The organism is Streptomyces sp. NPDC001852 (assembly GCF_042891825.1).
In the GTDB taxonomy this organism is placed as follows: domain Bacteria; phylum Actinomycetota; class Actinomycetes; order Streptomycetales; family Streptomycetaceae; genus Streptomyces.
On record NZ_JBIATN010000030.1, the window covers coordinates 29,587 to 51,892 of the forward strand.

The following is a 22,306-nucleotide window of genomic DNA, read 5'->3' on the forward strand; positions in this document are numbered from 1 at the left end:
TCCTCGGCAATCCACCCTTCGGTGCGCCGGTGACGTCGGCGCCTACGAGAGGTTGTGCCAGGCGTGGCTACAAGTTCCTCGGCACTCCGTTTCTCTTCGTCGCGTATCAGCCACCACGAACGTGGACATGAGGACACGGAACGCCTTCAAGTATTCCTGCTGCGGCAACCTTTCAATCTTCCCTATTTGTTCGAGGATCGGCTCCCGAACAATGAGAACCGCGGGAGTCATGGTCGCCTTCACCCCTGATTTCTCGAGGCCCTTACGCCCGTCTTCCACAGTGACATGCGCCTGCATCAGGTAGAGGGCGATCTCATGCAGAACGGACTTCTGCTCTTCTGGAGCGAGCGCGGAGAACCACGCCACGCCTTCCTCCAGACTGTGCAACCCCTGGGCCACCTCGTTGATCATCCGTTCTGAGGCCCGCAATTCGGTCACGTCACCTACCCCCTGGGCTCGAAGACCACGTAAGGCCTATCCCTGTCCAATTCCGTGTACCGCTTGGCGTTTGGATTGTAGCTCTGGTAGAAGTCCCGGCCACGCCCACTTCCGCCCTCTCCATCACCCATCCCCTGAGGCAGGGAGTTCTTGACGACTTCCTACCACAATGATCGTCTGAGCTGTCTTGTCGGCAGCATTCTGGATTCGCCTCGCATGCTGCGTGCGTGAGGTTGGTGGAGTGGGCTTTGGCCGGTGTCCTGCGCGGGTTGGGGTCCGGCATGGTCAGGGAGCCGTACGCTGGCCCGGCAACTCGGGCAGGCCGTGTTCCTGCCCGGAATGTGAACGAGTGGCTGGCCAACTCCCTGCCGTCGCCTCGCCGTCGGCCTGGCGATCGTCGGGCGGACGCGTCCTGCCTTCTCCGCGCCTCCGGTGATCCGCAGGAAGCCCCACCGGAATTCTCATCCGGTGGGGCCTCCTGGCTACTCACTCAAGGGAGTGATGGAAGAATTTCCTCCCACGCTTTCAAACGCGGATCAAATTCTTCTCCAGAGACCAGACTAGAGATCGCCAGGCCGGGCGATACGAGATTCTTGACGCCTCGCAGAAGTCTGATCTGCGAAATGTCGAGACTGCGCCAATCGACCGATAGGGTCCGCGCTTCTTCGGCCGACATCGGAACCTCCCGAAGCAAAAGGTCGATCAGGTAGGCCGGATTTAGAAAATCAAATTCGATGTTCGGCGGAACCTTCTGAAGCAGGGTTAGTGAAAGATTCAGGCGGCGGATCACGCTCTCGCGGTAATCGATTGCACCCGAGGCGACGGCGGTATCGAGGGCGTACCCGAATGCCTCCGAGCACGTACCCCAGAGCTCCGTCGGCAGGTCGCCGAAACCGTCAGTCAGGCGCATCGTCAGCAGCTCGACAACACCTAGCCACTGGCCGGACACCAGCTCAGCCTGGGTGGGAGCGTGCGAGGCCAGGACCTCAGCGAGAGATCGCAGGTCGAGCGACGTCAGATCATCGAAGCTGTTCATCCGAAGTCAACCCCCGCTGCCGCAAACGCTTCCTTGCCGATTTCCAGGCTCTCACTCGACGGCAGGAAGTGACCACTGTGGTTGTTGATATCCAGTCCAAAGTAGCCGTCCCCCGCCGATCCTGCGATATCGGCCTCACCAGCCGCCCGCACCGGAGCCCCTCGGGTCAGAACCGAGTGCGAGATCTCTTGGCCATTGACAAACTTCGGCATGATCACGAGGCTCCCGTCCTCTCGGACTGCCCACTTAATGGCCCCAGAACTGATTGCGGAATCAAACCCAGCAGTTCCAGGGCTGGCGGGTGTCACGCCCAGCCTGTCCGCCAGAGCCAGTTCTCTGTCGAGAGCTCCCGGCATCGTATTGGGGAAAAGCTCGCAGCCATTGTTATGTACCAGAACTGGCGTGTGTCCAGCCAGTACATAGCACGTGTGCTACGCGGCACCCCTCTACCTGCTTCTTCGCAGGTCAGCACGTGATTTGCGTTCCACTGGTGTCCGTGGTTGTGCGTGGAAATCAGTGAGTGTTGCCGTCGCTACTGCCGTCAGGAGCGACGGCCACGCGGTCGCCTGCCGCTGGCCCGGTGTCAGTGCAGCGGGGACTCTACTGCCACGCGCCAGGCTCGGCACGGACGAGAGCGCGGACGGTCTGCTCTTAGAGCTGGTGGCGGCTCTGGGCGCAGGGTCCGGCGATCCAACGGGTCAGCTCGTTTGAGGTGTGCAGCGTGCCTGACGTGGCACCACAGTTGTGCTCTTCGCCGGTGACGCAGACCGCCTCGAACGTTGGCAGCGCCAGGGGGGCAGGGACGGTGGTCATGTGGTATTCGCGGAAGCGGTAGCGCCCCCAGGAGGAGTTGCGTACTGGCGCGCCGGCGTTCGAAGAGTCAGGCATCCTCGGCCGCCCCTTTTCGGCGGGGCCTCTCCTTGCCACGAGCAAGGGCCTTCTTGCGAAAGGTGCTCAGGAACAGGATTCCCTGTGCCGCAGTTACTCGACTCGCTTGAGGGACATTTCATGGTCGCCGTTAGCAACCATTTCACGCACAGCTGCGAACATTTCACGAACCCCTGGACGGCGAGTCAACACCAAATCAGGGCAGGCGAAATACGATCCGCTAAGGCATTCGCCAGTCGCCTGCCATCTATCCAGGATTCGACCCAGTTCTAGGTAGGTCAAGAAGGTCACAGACCATCTTTCCCCACCGGGGAGCAGGATCCAACCATCTGCATTCTCGATCTCATCTGGCGCATCCTCACCCAGCTCCACCTGGAGGGTCAGGCCTTCTTCGCTGATCTCGTACATACCTAGTTTCCGTACATCTCCGTTAGGCGACTAATGACCTTGGACTCATTCGACTTATCTGCCTTACCGACGATCTGCATTCCATCGTCGGTATTCCGGAAGAAGACGCGACCGCCGTTGCGGCCTCGCAGATAGGAAACGTCCGTGCCCGCAAGGGACTTATTTCCGAGACCAGGGTTCGTGTTACCACCCCGGAACTGCATGACCAGATCGTCCATTTCCTTCTGGATTCGCTGATTCTTTCCGGCCGCCTCTGCCGCCTTCACGAGATACGGGTCATCGTGGATAGCTGAGGTTACTCCACAAAGCCCGTTTGAGTTATGGACGAGAACCGGCGTGGCCCCAGCGAGTACATAGTACGTGTGCAGTTGCTGGACCGTGAGGTTCCAGCGGTTGGCGGTGCCCGGTGTGTGGCGGGTGGCGACGACATATACGTGGCCGTTGGCGGCTGTGTTGAGAGCATCTCCGCGGTGAAGGTTGCCGGCCTGGACCCACTTGTGGGTGGTGTCGTTCCAGAAGGGGTGGTTGGCGGTGGTGTGGAGGGTGGCGGTGTGGCCGTCCTTGGCTCGGATGGTGAGGTCGAGCAGGTCGTCATCGTGGTTGATCCACACGTGCTGGACGGTGCGCGTACCCTTGTGTTTGCCGGTTTCGGGATCTGCGGCTTCGACCTTGTCACCGGATTTGATCTTTCCGATGGGTTTGGTCTTTCCCTCCTCCATGAGGACGGGGGTGTCGGGACTGAAACTGCACCCCTCCTCGAGGCCGGCCACGGACAGAACCAACGGCGCCATGTCGCAGAGCGTGCCCGCCGCGCAGGGGTTCTCAGGTATGTCGTGGACATCCGCCCAGGTGTGGTAGAAGTGCGAGAGTTCCAGGCACCCGCCCTGGGTCATGTCCTGACTGCACCTCCCGCGGAAGTAGAGCTCGACATTGACCGCATAGGTGTACAGCGGGTTGTAGTCGCCCTGGTCCGCCATCTGCGCCACGCTCGGGTACTTCGGCTGGAACATCTGGACGGTTTTCAGCGGCGGGATCGGAACAGGGGCCGGACCGAGGCCGTGGCATCCGTCGCAGTAGTGCGTGTTGTTGACGTCAGGGTTGCACCAGTGCGTGTCGCAGTAGTGGCTGGAGCCCTTGTAGTTGCCGGATTCCGGGTCGTTCTCGGAGTGGTAGTCGCCGTACGTGCCGTTGCTGCCGGAGCAGTAGCTGGACGGGTAGCACGATTCGAGGCCGGTGGGGTCGCTGCCGGTGACGGGGTTGTCGGCGGCGTAGGTGTAACCGCCCAGTTGCTGGGGGCTGGCGGCTTCGAGTACGGGATCGACGCTGATGAAGCTGCCCAGGGCGGGGTCGTACTTGCGGGCGCCGATGTCGGTGTAGCCGGTGGAGGTGTCCTGTGGCCTGCCCAGGTAGGAGTGGGTGGGGTCGGGCCAGCCGGCGGTGTTGGCGCTGGAACGGGGCTGGCCGTAGGGGGTGTACTGCTGTCGGGCGACCTGCTGGGTGGTGGTGTCCATCGCCAGGGAAGCGGTGCCGTGCGGGTCGTTGAAGAGATACTTCGTGCCCCCGCCCGTGAGGCTGGAGTGGAGTGCCACCGGGGTACCCGAGCCGCCGTGGCTGTAGGTGCGGACGGCGCCGAGCAGAACGTTGGGGGTCACGCTGGTGTTGACGACGATCTCGGTGTCCCCGGCGAAGAGTGTGGTCTGGCCGGGGTCGCGGCGGATGAGCTGGCTGCCGTCGGCGTCGTAGAGGTACTTGGTGGTGGTGGGGCTGGTGCCGCCGGTGTCGACCTCGGTCAGATGGTCTTCGTCGTCCCAGTTCAGGGTCTGGCCCGGTCCGGTGCTGGGGGTGCGGGTGTGCAGGTTGCCGTCTTCGTCGTAGCCGAACCTCGTCGGGTTGGTGCCGCCCGTGGTGGCGGTGAGGGTGTGCGGCTGGGCGCCGGTGGAGTTGCAGCCGGTGGTGCAGCCGTCGGTGTAGGTCGTGGTGCTGGTGGTGCCCGATCCGCCGATGGCGTGGTCGACGCTCTGCTTGCGGTTGCCGATGGCGTCGTAGCTGAAGGACTGCCAGTACGAGCCGGCCGTGGTGGACAGGGTGCTGCTCGTCGGCGGGTTGGCCGCGCAGTTGTCCTTGGCGGTCCAGGCGTCGGTCAGCCGGTCGAGCGTGTCGTAGCCGTAGCACTGCTGGTCGGTGACGGTGTTGCCGGTCTCCGACTGCTGGTCGGTGGTGGAGGTGGGGTTGCCGACGGCGTCGTAGGTGTACGTGGTGTCGTCCACCGTCGGGCCGGGGGCCTGGGTCCGCTCCACGAGACGGTCGGTCGGTCGCCGGGTCTGGTCGTCATAGCTGTAGGTCGCCCAGGCGGGGTTCGTCGACGGGCCGAAGGTGACCCGGGAGAGTTCACCGTAGTCGGTGTAGACGGTCGCGCCGACGTAGGTGCCGATGCTGCTGGCCGTGGTCGTCGGGTTGCCCAGTGCGTCCCGGCCGTAGGTGATGGTCTCGCTGTTCAGGCCCTGGGTGCGCGGGTCCGTCTGGGTCTTCGGCAGCTGGTCGTTGGTGGTGTACGTGTAGGTCGTGGTGTACGTCGAGGGCAGCGGGGCCTCCGACGCCGGCAGCGTGATCTTGGTGCCGGTCGGTTTGCCGAGCGTGGTGTAGCCGGTGGCGGCCACCGTGTACCCGCCGGTCGTGCCCTGGACGTAGCGGGTCGACGAGGTCGGCAGGCCGATCCGGAGGGTGTCGTAGGTCCAGGAGGCGAACTCGAAGTCCGACTTGGACTTGTCGGTGGCCGTCAGCTTGCGGCCCAGCAGGTCGTAGGTGTAGTCGAGCTCGACCTGCTTGGCGTCCGTGGTGGACGTCAGGTTGCCCGCGTCGTCGTAGCCGTAGCTGCTGCCGCCCGCGTCCGGGTCGCTCTGGGACTTCTTGTGGCCCAGCAGGTCGTAGCCGAAGGTCCACACGGCCTTGTCGGGACCGGTGACCCGGGTCTGCTGTCCGGCGCCGTTGTAGCCGTACGTGGTGGCTGAGGGGCTGCCGCCGGTGGCGGTGAAGCCCGCCGCCGCGGACCCGCTCAGGGTGGGTGCGGCGGTGTACTGGTCGAGCTCGGTGGTCTGACCGCGCGCGTTGACGACCGTGGTGGTGGCGACCCCGCCCTTGGGCGGCAGGACGGTGGTCCTGTCCCCGGTGTAGGCGGTGGCCGTCGTCCAGGTCTTGACCCCGTCGTGTTCCTCGGTCACCAGGTCGGCCCGGCCCTGTCCGTCGTAGTCCGTGACGGTGGTGTCGGGGATGGAGACCTGCGAGACCGATATCAGGCTGTTGCCGGGGCTGCCGGCCACGTTGTAGGCGTTGTTGGTGGCGACCGTCCAGCCGTGCGAGTCGTATTCGGTGTCGGAGACCGTCGTGGTGGAGTTCTCCGCGGTCGCCTGTACCTGCAGCGGGCGCAGCATCGCGTCGTACAGGGCCGTGCTGGTCCCGTAACCCCCGTTGTCCAGCAATGCGTTGGTGGAGACCACCGAGGGGGCCGACTGAGACAGGGCGTAGGTGTAGGTCGTGTTCGCCGGGGCGCCGTTGGCCTTGATCTCGTTGGGCAGCCATACACCGGTCATCCGGCCGAGCGCGTCGTAGGTGAGCGAGGTGAGCAGGCCTGCTGCGTCCGTCTTGGCCGTGGGCAGCCCCCGTGCCGGGTCCAGGGTGTTGCTCGCGAGCTGGCAGTCCTTGGACGACACGGTCACCGTGGAGCAGTCCACACCGGGTGTGACCTGGGTGATGGTGGTGCTGCTTGTGGGGAGCGCGCCGGTGGCGGGGGTGTAGGAGGTGAAGACGGTCTGGGCGAGGCTCTTGCCGTCGGGGGACACCGAGTGGGGGGTACGGGTGGCCTTGGTGGTGCGACCGTAGGAGTCGTAGGTGGTGGCGGCCTGGTCCACGAACGCGGTGGCGGTGGCACCGCTGGCGGCCGACGCCTGCTGGTCCAGCGTGGCGTCGCCGATCTTGGGAAGTGCCGGGTTCTGCTGGCCGTCGCCGTCGTAGGTGAAGGCGTTGTGGTCGTAGGAGGTACGGACGTCGGAGAGCAGGGTGCCGCTCGGGGTGGCGCCGGCACCGGAGCAGTCCTGAGAGGTGGAGATGACCTCCGCGGGCAGAACCAGGGTGCTGGGGCTGCCGGTGAGGTAGCGGGTGTAGGTGCACTTCGAGACGTTGGCGCTGTCGGTGGTCTCGCCCCGGTCGTCGACCTGCACCGGCATGCCGGTGGTCGATTTGCCCAGCGTCCGGTCGTAGAAGGTGTCGCTCTCGGTCCTGCGCCAGCCGTACGACACGGCCTCGCGGGTCAGCGTCTTGGTGGGACGCACCATTTGGGCCGTCAGGTCCGGCAGACCGCTGCGGTTGCGGCCGGCCGTGGGACCGATGATGGTGGGCACGTTCACGACGGCCTTGCTCAGGCTGCCGCCGGAGGCGGAGTAGGTGTCGGTCTCGAAGGTCTGTCCGGCCAGCGCGTCGTCGTCCGCGACCGAGGTCGCACCGTCCTGGCTGGTCAGATCCGGCACCGAACGGGTCTTGCCGCCGGGCAGCGTGTCGCCGTTCATGCCCAGGAAGTAGTACGTCTTCGCGAGCGTCTTCTGGTCGTGGACCTTGGCGCCGTCGGTGTAGTGGAAGACGTTCGGGTCTCCGGTGGTGACGTCCACCTCCGGGTAGCCGCGGAACTGACCCCAGGTGCGGTTCTTGGCCTTGACGACCTCGTTGTCGTCGTAGTGCCAGCCGGGGTTGCCCTTGTATGCGTAGTCGGTCTCCAGCTCCGGCTGGGTGCCGTCCTGGTAGGAGTTGTGCGGGTCGGTGGTGACGACCGACGCGACCTTGTACTTGTAGAACCAGTCCATCCACGGCGCCGGCTGCCCGTCGGGGGTCCAGTACACCGGGAAGCAGGACAGGGTGTTGGTGGAGGCGAAGGTCCGGGCCGCCGCGTCGGTGGGGTCGTTCGGGTCGCTGGCCGGGGCGCCGGCGCAGTCGGGCCGGTCGTAGGTGACCGTCGTCTCGGCGCCCGTCTCGGTGGTGACCGTCTGGATCCGGTCGTGGTACATCAGCGGCATCTGCGGGATCGTGCCGACCCGGTTGGGCAGCTGCAGCGGCGGGTCGAAACTCACCGCCGGTGTCGAAGCGCTGCCCGACGCACCGCCCTGGGTGTCCAGGCCGGTGTGCTGGACCGAGTCCAGCCAGAGTGTGGGGGCGTGGTCGCCGCCGTCGGGGAAGGACTGGGTGAAGGTGTACTTGTCGACCTGCCTGGTGACCCCGCCGGTCTGGATCTGCGTGGTGATGGCGGTCAGGCGCCTACGGGACCAGAAGCTGGGACTGTGGTTGGTGCAGCTGGAGCCCGATGTGCAGTTCAGATCGATCGGCACGTCCGGCCAGTAGGCGGCGTCGGCCGCGTCGAACTGGCTGTCCGCGCACGTGTTGCCCGAAGGGGTGCCCGGGATGCAGCGCTCGGCGGTGTCGAAGAGGATCTGCTCCGGTGCGGTGCCGGAGTAGATCGTCGAGGACGTCATGCCGTAGTCGATCCGGGACAGGGTGCCGCCGCGCGTGTAGGCGACGGCGGTGTCCTTCGTGTCGGCGCCGTAGTAGCCGGTCTCCGGGCTGTAGTACCAGGCGGTGGCGTTGCCGTGCGCGTCCACCACGTAGTCCAGGTTGAACCGGTAGCCCAGCGTGCAGGCCGTGTCCGCGAAGGTCGTGGTGTCCGGACACGCCGACACCCCGCTGTGCGCGTGGTAGACGGGCTCGGTCCACGCGGACTTGGTCTCGTCCTTGCCGCTGGACCACCCCGGCAGCCGGTTCAGGCCGAAGAAGTACTGCGTCCCGGCCTCGGTGACCTTGAAGTACTCCTTGTTGTCGGTGCCGTTCGTGGCACCGGTCAGGTCCTCGATCTTGGTGGTGGAGTCGTCTTCGGCGGGGTGGAGGGTCTTGGTGGCGTCGTCGTAGACGATGTCGGTGGACTTGCCATTGAGCGAGAGGGTGAGGATCTGTCCCGCCCAGCACTCGTCGCCGTCGTTGTCCGGGGCTCCGGAGGAGGAGTCGTCCTTGCAGGGCTTGTAGGTGCGCTCGATGTAGTTCTCGGTGGTGCTCCAGCCGTCTCCCAGCCAGGAGGACTGGTTGTTGGTGCCCTCGGTGCGCGCGTCCTGGGTGGAGGAGCTGTAGGACAGACCGACGTTCGGTGCCGCGCCGCCGATCGCGGGGGGCACCGAGATGGGGTAGCTGTAGGTGAAGGCACCGGTGTTCCCCGAGGTCGACCAGGAGCCACCCGGCGACAGGCTGGTCGCCGAGTAGTCGCCGGAGGAGCCCGACGTGCCGGAGGTCGCCGCCATGACCACCATGCCGGTGGACGACGCCGTCGCCGAGCGGGCGGGGACGCCGGCTCCCGGACCGGCGGGCGCTGCCGCGGGCACGGAGACCTGCGCGGAGAGCGGCGTTCCGGGTGCGGTCCGCACCGCGGTCCCGGCCTGGCACTTGGCCAGCTTTGGCGTGGTCAGCGCGCACGCGGGCAGCTGGACCAGGTGCAGGCGCGCGGCGAAGTCACCGCCGAAGGCGTAACGGAACGAGGAGTCGTCCACCCGCAACGAGACGTTCCCGCTGCCGGGGCCGGTGCGCCGCAGGGTGAAGAGCAGGCCGTGGACGCCGGCGGCACGTGCGGTCTTCTGGTCCAGCACGGTCACCCGCACGCGCTGTGCTCCGGTGACGGCGGTCGCCTGCGGCCGCACGCCCACGCCGGCGCCCAGCAGGACGGGCGTCCTTCCGGCCCGCACCCGGGTCGCCTCGGCGGTCAGTCGTGTGGTGGCGGCCGCGACGGGCAGGGTGACCACTGCGCTGCCCGGTGCGGGCAACTCGGCGTGTGCGGTGGGGTCGTAGTGCTTGAAGCCCTTGTGCGGGGGCACCTGCTTGGGCGTCCTGCGGGTGAAGGGGATCCGCTTGTCGTGGGGCACAGCGGGAGCCGACACGTGGTGCTGTGCCGGGGTGGCCGCCGTGGCCACACCTGTGGGCAGCAACGCCGCGAGAAGAGCACCGGCCGCGGCCAGTGTCGTACGACGAAACCCCGTTCTTCGCACCATGGTGTGCGTTCCCCTCCCCGAACCATGGACACTCAATTTGCCTGAGAGCAAAGGCAATTGAGGGCACGTCAAAGGGGAGGCGCAGCCGTCCGAATCCCCCGTGGAAGCTTCACGCTAGGGCCTGAGATCGACACAACCTGCAAAGGGTCTCCACACGAACGGCAAAGGAATCACCTAGGCGGGAACCCAACTTGACGCGCATCCGTCAAAAACGGACCTCGATGCGGCACCAGACGATCGACCCCGCCTCGGTAGGTGCCGAGAATGCACAGCGGCGCGGACCCACGGGGGGACCGCCTGAGACATGCGAAGGATTCCCAACGCCGATGTCCGCCTTCCGCACACCTCCGCGCGCGTCCAGACGGCCCGCGTCCAGACCCATCGCCTTCACCGTGGTCGCGGCTCTGGCCGCGGGTTCCCTGACCGCCACTGTGACGGCCCACGCGGCAACCGCCGCCCCCGCCCACGCGTCCCAGTCGAAGTCGCACGGGCCGCGCTCCGGCTCCCCGAGGCGCCTCAACCCCACGGAGGCCGCGTCCGCCCGGGCGAAGGCGACCGGCAAGCCGGTGACGGTCGATCAACTGACCGACGTCGGGACACTGGTGGTGGCCAACCCCAACGGCACCTTCACGCTGACCGACTCCTCGATGCCCGAGCGCACGCGACAGCACGGGAAGTGGGTGCCGATCGACACCACACTGGTGCGGCAGGCGGACGGAAGCTGGGCGCCCAAGGCCGCCGTGACCGACGTGGCCTTCTCCGGCGGCGGCTCCGGTGCGCTGGTCACGATGCACAGCGGCAAGGACAGGCTGGGATTCTCCTGGCCGGACGCACTGCCGAAGCCGGTGGTCTCCGGTGACACCGCCACCTACCCGGACGTGCTGCCCCAGGTCGACCTGCAGCTGACCGCGGACGCCTCCGGATACTCCTCGATCCTCGTGATCAAGTCGCCGAAGGCGGCGGCCGATCCGCGCCTGCGGAGCCTCGCGCTCAACACCACCTCCGCCAACCTCACGCTGACCGGCACCCGCGACGGCGGTGCCCAGGCCACGGACAAGCGCACGGGCAGGACGGTCTTCCACAGCGACACCGCGCTCATGTGGGACAGCGCCGGCCACAAGGCCCCTGGCAAGCCCTTGGCCCCCACCACGAACGCCTCCGCCGCCCAGGTCGAGCACCAGGCGGCGGCGAAGGTCGGCGAGCACCGCTCCCAGGTCCGCGTGACCCTACGGCAAGGCAGACAACTCCTGGGCCTGGACAAGGAGTTGCTCACCGCCAAGAGCACCGCCTACCCCGTGTACGTGGACCCGGAGTGGAGCGGCAGACCGTCCCAGCTGGACTGGGCGCGGATCTCCGACAACGGCTGGAACGTCTACAACTCGACGTCCACGTCGGGTTCCACCAACGCCCGCGAAGGATGGGACAACTCCTACCCCGGCAACGGCGAACGAGCCCGCACCTACTACCAGATGAATACCAGCGGTATCAAGGGCGCGGTCGTCACCCAGGCGTCGTTGTACGTGAAGCAGCTCTCCGCAGCCTCCTGTGACGACACCCCGGCCACCGTCTACGGCACCGACCGCCCCGCCGGGTGGAGCTCCTCGTCACTGTACTGGGGCCACGAGCCCGGAGGCCGTACCGGCTCGCTCGGCACCGATCCCAAGAGCCACGAAGCCGGCACCTGCCCGGTCACCGATGGTTCCAATTCCTGGGTCAGCCCGCCGTCGCTCGAGTTCGACGTGACGTCACGGGCGAAGAGCGCGGCGGCCGGCGGCTGGAAGAGCATGACGCTGATGGTCCAATCCCCCGACATGAACGACCCGCACCAGTGGAAGCAGCTCGCCTACGGCGGCGGCGCGACCATGTCGGTCACCTACACCTACCGGCCCAAGCTCAAGAACGGCACCGGCACCCCGGCCCTCAAGCCGTCCACGGTGAGCATGGGCAAGACGATGACCACCACCCACACCCCCACCCTGTCCGCACGTGCGGTCGACCCCGACCTGGCCGGCGGCAGTGAGCTGGTGCACATCCTGTACGACGTCTACAACTCCTCCGGCACCCTGGTCGGTACGGGCTACGGTCCCGGCACGGACTCCAAGAAGCGTCCCCGGTACAACACCAACGGCAGCGACTGGACCACCCCGAGCCTGCCGGACGGCACCTACACGTGGAAGGCCACCGCGCAGAACGCGGCCGGCTACTGGACGAACAGCGGCTCCGGCGTCTGGACCAAGACCCAGACCTTCACCGTGGACACCAGCGCACCGCCCGCGCCGACGGTGACCTCCAGTCAGTTCCCGGCCAATCAGATCGGCGCCGCGTTCGGTGACACGGGCACGTTCACGCTCAGCAACAACCACACGAACAACATCACCGGTTACCTGTTCTCGCTGGACGCGACGCTCGGCAACACGGTGTACACCAGCACCAATGTCACACACGTGACGTCGAGCACGAAGATCACAGCGGGCCATGTGTACTACGTGACCTCCGACAACGCCGCCGGTACCGGCACCTCGGTCGTCAACGGCAGCGCCTCCCCCAAAGTCGCCCCGGGCACGGCAGGACCGCACACCCTGTACGCCAAGGCCGTCGACCAGGCCGGCTCGACGTCCGTCACCCAGACCGCCTACGCCTTCTACGCCGGCACCAGCACACCGACGTACGCCTACGGCGACAAGATGGTCAACGGCTGGACGGCGACCAACAGCGACGGCACGACCACCGTCGTGCCCAGGGCGACCACCGCCACCAAGGGCGGTCAGCTGATCACCCAGGCCGCCGGCAGCGGCTACGAGTTCGCCGACGGCTACCAGGCCATGCTGGCCAACAAGAGCAGCACCTCGAAGGTGATCAGCGGCGACAGCGCCACCTTCGGCTTCGACGTCCCCAAGGACGGCCCCTGGAGCTTCGGGGCCAACCTGACCAAGGCCAAGGACTACGGCGTCTACAGCCTGGTCCTGGACGCGGGCAAGTCCACCCAGGCCACCCTGATCAGCGACTTCGACGCATACAGCTCCTACGTCACCACGCGGTACATGGACCTGGGCATCCCCAGGGACTCGAGTGGTCAGCTGCTCACCCTCAAGCAGGGGGTGCACACCCTGACGCTCAGCCTGAGCGGCAAGAACACCGCGTCCACCGGCTACCAGGCGGGCATCGACGTACTGCGGCTCGCGCCGGCACTGTCCTGCGCGATCAACTCGACCGGCAGCTGCCAGAACAACACGGCCACCAGCACCTTCACCACCACGACCGGCCCGGCCGACGCGGACGGTTACGGCAACAGCATCAACTCGGCCGATCTGACGGGCACATCGGGCTGGCAGAGCGGGAAGACGGTCACCGTCGACGGGGCCGCCATCACGCTGCCGAAGTTCGGCACCGGTACCTACGACAACATGCTCGCCTCCGGACAGACGCTCACGGTGCCGGGCAGCGGTGTGGTGAACACCGGTGACGCCGTGGTCTTCCTCGCCTTCGCCACCGGCGGCGCGGCCAAGGGTGCCACGGGCACCATCACCTATGGCAAGAACAACTGCCTGGATCCCGACGGCAACCCCGCCGACCAGTCCTACCAGCTGGACACCGTGCCCGACTGGATCAGCGGACCGGCCTCCGCGGCCACGCTGACCCTCGTCCACGAGAACCACAAGGACAACACCCAGACCAGCCCCAGCAGCGGCCCGAAGATCTACGCGATCAGCGTTCCGCTGGCCTGCCCCGGCTCGGTCGTCAGCAGCATCTCCCTGCCGCTGTTCACCAACGGCGTCCAGTCCGGACAGCCCAGCCTGCACATTCTCGGGATGGGCGTGCGGCCGCTGAGCGTCGCCGGCGACAAGCACTGGGTCGGCACCTGGTCCTCCGTACCGGACACCGCCAAGGTGCAGCAGTCCGGCGGCACCACCGCCACCGTCAACGGGCAGACGCTCCGCATACCGGCCCATGTCAGTATCGGCACCGACGCGGGGGACGGTGTGCGCATCCACCTGTCCAACGCCACGGGCACCAGCCCGGTGACCTTCGACGCGGTCTCCGTCGCCCTGCAGGACGGCACCGCGGGCGGCGCCACGGCGGCCGCGGCACCGGTGCCACTGGCCTTCGGCGGCGCGGCTTCCGTCACCATCCCGGCGGGCGGCGACGTCACCAGCGACCCGGTCACCCTGCACGTCGACCAGCAGGCGACCGTCCTGGTCAGCCTCCTCGCACACGGCTCGGTGTCCGCCATGCCCGGTCATGCCACGGCCCGGACGCCGGTGTGGGTCAGCGACGCGGCCAACCGCACCGGTGACACCGCGGCCACCAGGTTCACCCAGACGACGTACACCGGTCTGCCGTACCTGGCCAGCATCGACGTCACCACGCCCACCTCCGCCCCCACCGGCTCGCTGGTCCTCTACGGCGACCAGAGCGTCAACGGGGACACAGCGAGCGGCGACGGCCGGCACCACCTCAGCGACGCCGTCACCGACGCCATCGTGGGCGACCCCAACGGGGACGGCACCGTGGACTACGGCGTACTCAATGCCGGCACCAACAGCACCAGCCTGAACAGCAACCTGCTGCCGCAGACCAGCGGCGACACCCCGACCAACGCGCTCAATCCCGTGGACCGCAGTGTGCTGGCCCAGGGGAACGTGCGTACCGTTCTCGTCTCCACCGGCGCCACCGACCTGCTCAACTGCACCAGCGACGCCAACACCTGTGCCACGAAGGTCGAGAACGGACTGGCCGCGCTCAACAGCGAGCTGAGCTCGTACGCGACCGACGACGGACAGGCCTACGTCAACGGGCAGCCGGTCACGCAGAACTCCAACATCACCGTCTACCTCACCACCATCCCGCCGTTCACCGCCGCCCACCCGGGAACCGCGACCCAGGAGTCCGCGCGAGAGCAGGTGAACAGCGACCTGCTGCAGAACTTCCCGACGCAGGTGATCGACTTCGCCTCGGCGGTCTCCACCGACGGCACGGCCACCTCCTCGACCGTGAAGGCGGCGGACCTCTCGGGCGGCGACCCGTCCGACGCGTACTACGCCGACCTCGGCACCCGGTACCTCAACGACACCAACACCCAGGTCGTCAGCATCGCGCCTAACCTGATCGTCCCGGAGGCCACCGCCGGCGACAACCCCGAGAACGCGTGGGAGCTGGCCACCGACGGCTCCGACGCACGTGGGGACAACCCGTTCACCGCGGTCGGCGGGGCGACCTTCGACGCGGCCGGACCCGACGCGATCAACGCACCGGCCACGGCCACCCACTTCGACGGCAGCACCGGATTCCTGGAGAGCGACCACACCGCGGTCAACACCCTCGCCGACTACACCCTCTCCGCGTGGGTGAAGCTCGACTCGGCCGACAATCCCGCCACGGCCATCTGCGAGGGAACCAGTCAGCACCAGGCGTTCTACGTCGGGTACGACCGGGGCAACAAGGGCTGGATGTTCCAGACCACGACCACCAATGACGCCAACTCCGACTTCCCCACCGCGGAAGGAGACGCGGGCACCGGTGTCGTCGGCACCTGGACGCACCTGCTGGTCACCTACACCGCTCCCGTCGACGGAGACGACAGCACCGGAGTGATGTCGATCTACCAGAACGGCACCCTGATGGGCACCGCGGTCAACCCCACGCCTCAGTACGACTCCTCCATGCCCCTGACTGTCGGCGGCTGTGTCAACAGCCCCGACGCGACCTCGCCGTACAACGCCTTCCCCGGCTCCATCTCCGACGTGCAGGTCTACCCGTACGCGATGACCGCGAGCGAGGCCGGCGCGAACAGCGTGATCGTCCCGGCCGGCTGGGACAAGGGCATGCCCGAGGACGAGTGGAAGCTGTCCACGGACGGCATCGACACCGGCTCCTTGAACCCGCTGACCGCCGCCGGCAGTGCCACCTTCGGCGCGGACGCGCCGAGCGGGCTGTCCGGCAGCGTCGCCTTCGACGGCAGCACCGGCTTCCTCAAGAGCAAGCAGAGCGCGGTGAACACACTCGGTGACTACACCGTCTCGGCCTGGGTGAAGATCAACACAGCGCTGGGAACCGCGGCGATATGCCAGGGAACCACCACGCACCAGGCGTTCTACCTCTCCTACGACAACAGCAACAAGGGCTGGATGTTCCAGACCACCACCAGCAACGATCCGAGCTCCGACTTCCCCACGGCGGAGGGCGGCGCCGGTACCGGCGTCGTCGGGGTCTGGACCCACCTGGTCGCCACCTACCAGGCACCCGTCGCCGGAGACTCCAGCACCGGCACGATGTCCCTCTACCAGGACGGCACCCTGATGGGAACGGCGAAGAACCTCAGCCCCCAGTACGACTCGTCCCTGCCCCTGACCGTCGGCGGCTGCGTCAACAGCGCCTCTGCCCCGACCCCGTACCTGGCGTTCCCCGGTTCCGTCGCCGACGTCCACGTCTACCCGCGGACCCTCTCGGCGACCGAGGTCAGCGCCCTGCACTGACCGGCACCCCAACCGCCACGGGCCCCCGGCCGCTCCCGAAGGAGGGGCCGGGGGCCCGTCCGTTCCCACGGGCGTGGGGTCTACGCGCCGGCGAGGACGAACCAGCGGGCCGGCAGGTCGATGCGGGTGCCGTCGGCCAGGTCCTCGGTCTGCGGCAGGAACGTCTCGCCCTCGGCGAGGACCTTCAGACCGGCCTCGCCGAGCAGGCGCGGGATCTCCTGGTCGTCGGCATCGGCCGGCTTGAGCCCGTGCTGGAAGACGCGCTGCAGTTTGGGCCCCGGGCCGCCCGCCTGGGTTGCGGCGCGCCTGAGCACGTCCCGGGAGCCCGAGGTGAGTTCGACGACGAAGGCGCGGCCCTCGCTGCCGATGAGCTCGGCGACGGCGGCGGCGACCGCGGGCCGCGCTTCGGGTTCGCTCTGGTGGATGACGGCCCGCAGGTAGACGTTGACGTCGCCGAGACGCTCGTGCAGGGCGCGCACGGCACCTGTGTCGGTGAGGTCGAGCTGCTGGAACTCCACGGCGTCGTCCTGCGTGGCCCGCCGGGCGTGCTCGACGGCGGCGTGCGAGAGGTCGACGCCGACGGCGTGGGCGAACCGGGTGGCGAGGTAGCGGGTCTGGGTGCCGTTGCCGCAGCCGAGGTCGACGATGGTGCGGGCCGGGTCCGCGTGGGGCAGGAGGAGGGCGGTGTGCGGTTCGGCGGACAGGGCGGGATCACAGTCCCAGATCGCCTCGCCCGCCTCGTCGGAGGTCTCGCTCCAGTAACTCTCCCAGTTGCTGCGGTATTTGTCCGAGACGTTCATGCGCATCTCCCCACGGTTCGGTTCCGTGATCGGGATATCGCGAGGGCCCGGAGCGGGGCAAGGGGCTGAAGGCACCTTCACCGGATGTACGGACCCCGGACAACTTCCGGGGGCGCACGCCGCAAGCCCGCACGCCCCCTGGTCATCCTCTTCCGGCGAGAGCCTGTTCGAACCAGACGGTCTTGCGGTGCCCGGTGGCGCTGGCACCCCACTCCCGGGCCAGCCGGCTGACCACCCGCAGGCCGCGTCCCGACTCGTCGCAGGGATCGGCGCCGAGCATCTCGGGCAGCCCCGGTTCGTCGTCGGTGACCTCGAACAGCAGGGCGTCGGTACGGACCACGCGCAGCCCGACCGGCTCCCTCACGGCATGCCGTACGGCGTTGGTGACGACCTCGCTGACCAGCAGCTCCGCTACCTCCACAGCCTGCGGCAGACCCCACTCGAGGAGCCGTTCGCGGACCAGGCGGCGGGCCCGGCCGACCTCGCGCGGGTCGGCGTCGAGCCGCCATTCGGCGACGTGGTCGGCGGGGATGCCGTTGAGGCGGGCCATGAGCAGGGCGACGTCGTCCTTGCGGCCCCCGCGCGTGTTCAGGGCGCGGATGATGGTGTCGCAGGCGTCGTCCATGGAGGCGGCGGGGTGGGCGGCGGATTCGCAGAGCGCGGCGAGGCCCTCACCGATGTCGGAGCCGCGCACCTCGACCAGGCCGTCGGTGCACAGCAGCAGCCGGTCGCCGGGCGAGACCTCGACCCGGGTCGCCTCGAACGGCACGCCGCCGACGCCTATGGGGGCGCCGGTGGGCAGGTCGAGGAGTTCGCTGCTGCCGTCCTCGGCGCGGACCAGCACGGGCGGGATGTGCCCGGCGTTGGCCAGGTGCAACTCGCCGCGGATCGGGTCGTAGACCGCGTACAGACAGGTGGCGAGGTAGTTGTCGCCGAGCCGGCGGGCCAGGTCGTCCAGGTTGCGCAGGAGCTGGGCGGGCGGGGTCTCCATGGTGGCCATGGTCTGCACGGCGGTGCGCAACTGGCCCATCATCGCGGCCGAGTTGAGGCCGTGGCCCATGACGTCGCCGACCACGAGGGCGGTGCGCGAGCCGGGCAGCTTGATGGTGTCGAACCAGTCGCCGCCGATCCGCCCGAGCCGGGTGCCCGGCAGATACCGGGTGGCGATGTCACAGCCGGCCATCCGCGGCGTGACCTGCGGGAGCATGCTGTCCTGCAGTGTGTCGGCGACGTTCTCCTGGTAGGTGTACATACGGGCGTTGTCGAGCACGAGGCCCGCGCGGGCGGCGAGTTCGGCGCCGGTGGTGCGGTCCATGTCGTCGAACCCGGGCCGGTCGGGGCGGCGCATCAGCACCATGAAGCCGAGGACGACGTTGCGCGCCTTGAGCGGCACGATCAGCAGGGACCGGCCGCCGATGAGCGGCCTGAGGTCGCGCTTCTCGAACTCGCCGGCGATGCGGTTGGACAGCTCCTCGGTGACCCGTGGGACGAGCACCGGTTCGCCCGTGACCATGCACTTGTAGAACGGGGTGTGCTCGGGGAAGGCGAAGGCCTCGCCGACCGGCACGGTGTCGTCCCAGCGGCCCGGTTCGTCGTTGTGCTCCACCCACACGCGGAACATCACGGTCTGCGCGTCCGGCGGGCCGTCCGGGAAGCCCTCACCGGCGAGGACGGCCGCGCGCAGGTGGGTGCCGGCGAAGTCGGCGAACCGGGGGACGGCGGCGCTGGTGACCTCGCGGATGGTCTCACCGAGGTCGAGGGAGGAGCCGATGCGGGAGCTGACCTCGTTCAGGAACTCCAGCCGCTCGCGCACGGCGGCGTACTCGAGATCCTGCTCGGCTCCGGCCGGGACGACGACCGGGGCCACCCGCTGCTGGGGTACGACGGCCTCGGCGCGGGTGCGTCCCGGGCGGCGGGGCACGCCCCAGTACGGGGTGACGGGCACCCGGTCGGACTGGCTGAACTCCAGGACCGGATAGCCCAGTTCCAGCACCTGGGAGACGATACGGCCGCTCAGCCCCGGGCCCATGTTGGGCAGGATCTCGGGCAGCCGGCGTTCGAGTTCGTCGGAGGCGGGCAGCTCGGTGTGGCGGGCGAAGCCGGGCGAGATGCGTTCGGCGGTCTCGTCGTCGTAGCCGCGTTCCTCGCGCAGCCGGCCGGCGTCGGCGGCGAGCACCAGCAGCCGGGACGGTCCGGGGCCGACCAGTGGGTAGGCCCACCACAGCACGTCGAGCCGCTCGCCGTCGGGCTCCTGGCCGTGCGGGATCAGGCGGGCGCGGCCGGCGGTGGCGTAGGCGGTGTGCCCGCCGAGGGAGGCCTCCAGGTCGGGGCCGAGTCCGTCGTACTCCTCGTAGGCGTCCGGCATCGCGCTGCCGTGCAGATCCTCGGGGAGGGCGCCGGAGACGGGCAGCAGGTCGGCCGCGGCACGCCCCACGGCTTCCTCCCGGCCGACGCCGAACAGACGGCGCGCGCCGCTGCTCCAGTGGGACACCAGGCCGTCGCGGTCGACGACGACCACGGCCAGCGGAATCCGACCCGCCGCGCCGCCGGCGCCGCGCCCGGGAGGTGTGTCCCGCTCGCTGCCACGGTCCATGGCCCCGGCCCTCTCTCCCCACGGTACGCAAACGATCTGTGCCGCCCGTCACCACGGTACGGCGACCGTCGGTCGCGATGTGTGGCAATCCTGGAATTGGTTGCACCGGATCGCACCGGCGCGCAGCTCAGCGCCCTATGGGCACCTCGCCCCTGACGCGCGCTCAGTCCTCGTGACCGAGCTGCAGGTCGCGTTCGGTGCGGCCGCCGCCCGCGACCTGCAGCACGGTGGCGACCGGCGGGTATCCGGCGGCGATGACGGTGTACTCGCCGGAGGAGAGGTCGACGAACCGGAAGGTTCCGTCCGCCGAGGTGGTGAGGGTGTCGACGACGTTGCCGGCGGCGTCCAGGAGCGTCACGCGCGCGTCCTCCACGGGGCGTCCGCCGCTCGCCCGGACCGTGCCCCGCAGCACGGCGCCGCCCGCGAGCTCGACGTCCTGCCGGGTCTCCCGGGCGGCCTGCACGGTGACCGGGAGCGCGGCCGGGCGGAAGGCGGGGGCGCTGGCGGCGAGGGTGTACTCGCCGGCGACCAGTTCGGAGATGACGTAGCCGCCCTCGCGGCCGCTGCGGGTGGCGGCGACGACCTCGCCGTGCACGTTGGTGAGGGTGACGGTGGCTTCGCGCACGGGGCTGCCGTCGGCGGTGAGCACGCTGCCGGCGAGGCGTCCGGCGCCGCCGAGGACCACGTCGAGTTCGACGGGCCGCTCGCCGACGGTGACGGTGACGGCCTGCGGCTGATGGCCGCCGGCAGCGGCGATCAGCACGTACGACCCCGAGCCCGGCGTGCTGAGCGCGTAGCGTCCGTCCTCGCCGCTCGCGCCGCGCCCGATCTGCTGCCCGGCGACGTCGATGAGGGTGAGCGCCGCGCGGGGCACCACGGTGCCGTCGGAGTGCTGGACCGTGCCGCAGACGGGGATGCCGGCGGCGGCGTGCGGCGAACGGGCCTGCGGGATCGGGGGGTTCACGGTCTCGGGCTCTGTTTCGGCGGTGTGGTGGGACACCAGAGGTTTCTCCTTGAGGAAGAAGGCGATGACCAGGCCGAGGACGAGCACCGGGACGAGGTGGAGGAAGATCCGGGGCATCGCGTCGGCGTAGGCGCGGATGTAGGCGTCGCGCAGGGCCGGGGGCAGCGCGTGCACGAGCTGCGGGGTGAGGGACTCGGGGTCGGGCAGCGCCGCGCCCGCGTGCGGGGGCAGCTCCTTGTGCAGCGAGGAGGTCAGCCGGTCCGCGAAGAGGGTGCCGAAGACCGCGGCGCCGACGCTGCCGCCGATCTGCCGGAAGTAGTTGTTGGCGCTGGTGGCGGTGCCGAGGTCGGCGGGCCGTACGGAGTTCTGCACGGCGAGGACCAGCACGGGCATCACCATGCCGATGCCGGCCCCGAGTACGGCCATCCAGATGCTGTAGTGCAGCCGGGGGGTGTCCACTGCGAGCCGGGACAGCAGCCACATGCCGACGGCGGAGACGGCGCCGCCGAGCACGGGGAAGATCTTGTAGCGGCCGGTGTGGCTGATGAGCTGCCCGCCGATGACGGAGGCGCCGACGATCCCGGCCATCATGGGCAGCATCAGCAGCCCGGACCCGGTGGCACTGGCCCCGTCGACCATCTGCAGGAAGGTCGGCAGATAGCTGGCGGCGCCGAACAGGGCGATGCCGATCACGAGCCCCACCAGGGCGCTGACGTTGAACACGGAGTCGCGGAACAGCCTGAGCGGGATGAGGGGTTCGGCGGCGAAGCGCTCGGCGACGAGGAAGAGGACCACGGCGGCGAGCGCGCCGGCGCCGAGACCGAGGATCTGCCGGGAGCCCCAGGCGTACTCGGTGCCACCCCAACTGGTGAGCAGGACCAGGCAGGTGGAGGCGGCGGCAAGCAGCAGCGCGCCGAGGACGTCGAAGCGCCCGCGGCCGGTCGGCCTGGGCAGCTTCAGCACCACGGTGACGACGGCGAGGGTGACCAGGCCGAAGGGGACGTTGACGTAGAAGCACCAGCGCCAGGAGAGGTGATCGGTGAAGTACCCGCCGAGCAGCGGCCCGGCGACGGAGGCGACGCCGAAGGCGGCGCCGATCAGGCCCATGTAGCGGCCGCGCTGCCGGGGCGGCACGATGTCGGCGATGATCGCCTGCACGCCGATCATGAGCCCGCCCGCGCCCACGCCCTGGATCGCGCGGAAGGCGATCAGCTGGTCCATGGTCTGCGCCCGGCCGGCGAGTGCGGAGCCGAGGACGAAGACGGCGATGGCGAACTGGAAGACGCCCTTGCGGCCGACGAGGTCGCCGAGCTTGCCGTAGAGCGGCAGGCCGATGGTGGAGGTGAGCAGGTAGGCGGTGATCGCCCAGGACATCCGGTCCAGGCCGTGCAGTTCACCGACGATCTTGGGCAGCGCGGTCGCGACGATCATCTGGTCGAGCGCCGCGAGGAGCAGGGCGAGCATCAGCCCGAAGAACACCAGCCCCACGCGGCGCGCGCCGAGTCCGGCACTCCCGGCCGGTGGGGCCGCGGGTGCCCCGGGGGGCGCCGTGAGCGGCTCGTCCCGCATCAGAGTCGTCCCGCCCACGTACCGCTCCCCTCGTCGCACCTGTCACATTTCCCGCGTTAAGCGTCAACTG

The 22,306-nt window shown here is 68.6% G+C and carries 9 protein-coding genes; 1 reads left to right on the forward strand and 8 read right to left on the reverse strand.

The window, feature by feature from the left end; all coding sequences use genetic code 11:
- Nucleotides 1–42 precede the first annotated feature (42 nt).
- The 5 genes from ACFYZB_RS36985 to ACFYZB_RS37005 all read right to left on the reverse strand — a co-directional run bounded on the left by ACFYZB_RS36985 (nt 43) and on the right by ACFYZB_RS37005 (nt 9,837).
- Complete coding sequence (locus tag ACFYZB_RS36985; protein ID WP_388765949.1) at nt 43–438, reverse strand: DUF5958 family protein; 396 nt, start codon at nt 436–438, stop codon at nt 43–45.
- A 490-nt stretch (nt 439–928) separates the two neighbouring features.
- On the reverse strand, nt 929–1,474 hold the full coding sequence (locus ACFYZB_RS36990) for a hypothetical protein (RefSeq protein WP_388765951.1): 546 nt from the start codon (nt 1,472–1,474) through the stop codon (nt 929–931).
- On the reverse strand, nt 1,471–1,686 hold the full coding sequence (locus tag ACFYZB_RS36995; RefSeq protein WP_388765953.1) for a hypothetical protein: 216 nt from the start codon (nt 1,684–1,686) through the stop codon (nt 1,471–1,473). Before ACFYZB_RS36995 ends, ACFYZB_RS36990 begins: the two co-directional genes overlap by 4 nt.
- A gap of 769 nt (nt 1,687–2,455) precedes the next feature.
- A complete protein-coding gene (locus tag ACFYZB_RS37000) occupies nt 2,456–2,770 on the reverse strand; it encodes a hypothetical protein (RefSeq protein ID WP_388765955.1) in 315 nt (104 codons plus the stop codon).
- Nucleotides 2,771–2,772: 2 nt separating this feature from the next.
- Nucleotides 2,773–9,837: a polymorphic toxin-type HINT domain-containing protein gene (locus tag ACFYZB_RS37005; protein ID WP_388765958.1), complete on the reverse strand. Its 7,065-nt coding sequence runs from the start codon at nt 9,835–9,837 to the stop codon at nt 2,773–2,775.
- A 326-nt stretch (nt 9,838–10,163) separates the two neighbouring features.
- On the opposite strand from ACFYZB_RS37005, the gene ACFYZB_RS37010 reads away from it, so the two are divergent.
- On the forward strand, nt 10,164–16,310 hold the full coding sequence (locus ACFYZB_RS37010; protein WP_388765960.1) for a LamG-like jellyroll fold domain-containing protein: 6,147 nt from the start codon (nt 10,164–10,166) through the stop codon (nt 16,308–16,310).
- 80 nt (nt 16,311–16,390) lie between these two features.
- Here the strand turns inward: ACFYZB_RS37010 and ACFYZB_RS37015 are convergent, their stop codons facing one another.
- The 3 genes from ACFYZB_RS37015 to ACFYZB_RS37025 all read right to left on the reverse strand — a co-directional run bounded on the left by ACFYZB_RS37015 (nt 16,391) and on the right by ACFYZB_RS37025 (nt 22,254).
- Nucleotides 16,391–17,110, reverse strand: a complete 720-nt coding sequence (locus ACFYZB_RS37015; RefSeq protein WP_388765962.1) for a class I SAM-dependent methyltransferase — start codon at nt 17,108–17,110, stop codon at nt 16,391–16,393.
- A gap of 142 nt (nt 17,111–17,252) precedes the next feature.
- Nucleotides 17,253–19,703 carry a SpoIIE family protein phosphatase gene (locus ACFYZB_RS37020; RefSeq protein WP_388765964.1) on the reverse strand — a complete coding sequence of 817 codons (2,451 nt, stop codon included), beginning with the start codon at nt 19,701–19,703 and terminating at the stop codon, nt 17,253–17,255.
- A 163-nt stretch (nt 19,704–19,866) separates the two neighbouring features.
- A complete protein-coding gene (locus tag ACFYZB_RS37025; RefSeq protein ID WP_388765966.1) occupies nt 19,867–22,254 on the reverse strand; it encodes an MFS transporter in 2,388 nt (795 codons plus the stop codon).
- Nucleotides 22,255–22,306: the final 52 nt, after the last annotated feature.

What these genes read in the sequence shown, in the direction of transcription:
- ACFYZB_RS37020 (WP_388765964.1), bottom strand. Translation starts at nt 19,703, where the DNA reads ATGGACCGTGGCAGCGAGCGGGACACACCTCCCGGGCGCGGCGCCGGC.
- ACFYZB_RS36990 (WP_388765951.1), bottom strand. Translation starts at nt 1,474, where the DNA reads ATGAACAGCTTCGATGATCTGACGTCGCTCGACCTGCGATCTCTCGCT.
- ACFYZB_RS37005 (WP_388765958.1), bottom strand. Translation starts at nt 9,837, where the DNA reads ATGGTGCGAAGAACGGGGTTTCGTCGTACGACACTGGCCGCGGCCGGT.
- ACFYZB_RS37010 (WP_388765960.1), top strand. Translation starts at nt 10,164, where the DNA reads ATGTCCGCCTTCCGCACACCTCCGCGCGCGTCCAGACGGCCCGCGTCC.
- ACFYZB_RS36995 (WP_388765953.1), bottom strand. Translation starts at nt 1,686, where the DNA reads ATGCCGAAGTTTGTCAATGGCCAAGAGATCTCGCACTCGGTTCTGACC.
- ACFYZB_RS37015 (WP_388765962.1), bottom strand. Translation starts at nt 17,110, where the DNA reads ATGAACGTCTCGGACAAATACCGCAGCAACTGGGAGAGTTACTGGAGC.
- ACFYZB_RS37000 (WP_388765955.1), bottom strand. Translation starts at nt 2,770, where the DNA reads ATGTACGAGATCAGCGAAGAAGGCCTGACCCTCCAGGTGGAGCTGGGT.